The sequence below is a fragment of the Thioalkalivibrio sp. XN8 genome, from assembly GCF_011058255.1.
Classification (GTDB): domain Bacteria; phylum Pseudomonadota; class Gammaproteobacteria; order Steroidobacterales; family XN24; genus XN24.
Genome location: NZ_JAALFH010000047.1, coordinates 1 through 312 on the forward strand (window position 1 = coordinate 1; position 312 = coordinate 312).

1 protein-coding gene and 1 pseudogene are annotated in these 312 nt (G+C 54.2%); both read left to right on the forward strand.

Going from position 1 to position 312, the window contains the following annotated elements; all coding sequences use genetic code 11:
- Positions 1-86 (forward strand): annotated as a pseudogene (locus G6N75_RS15240) (type II toxin-antitoxin system RelE/ParE family toxin); the annotation flags it as partial.
- A gap of 11 nt (positions 87-97) precedes the next feature.
- The coding region (locus G6N75_RS04925; RefSeq protein WP_165347189.1) for a HigA family addiction module antitoxin at positions 98-312 on the forward strand (215 nt) is incomplete at its 3' end.

Sequence of the window (312 nt, forward strand, 5' to 3'; positions counted from 1 at the left end):
GCATTCGAATCAACGATCAGTGGCGGATCTGCTTCGTCTGGAAGGGCGGTGATGCATTGGAGGTTGAGATCGTTGATTACCACTGATGAGGTGAATTATGGCTAAGCGAGACTTCGCGCCAGTAACGCCGGGAGAAATCCTGCTTGAAGAGTTTCTTCAGCCTATGGGGATTTCCCAGTATCGCCTGGCGAAGGAAATCAGCGTGCCGCAGCGGCGAATTGGTGAGATCGTACACGGCAAGCGGTCAATCACTGCGGACACCGCACTGCGACTTGGCAGGTACTTTGGCATGGAAGCGCAGTTCTGGCTGAA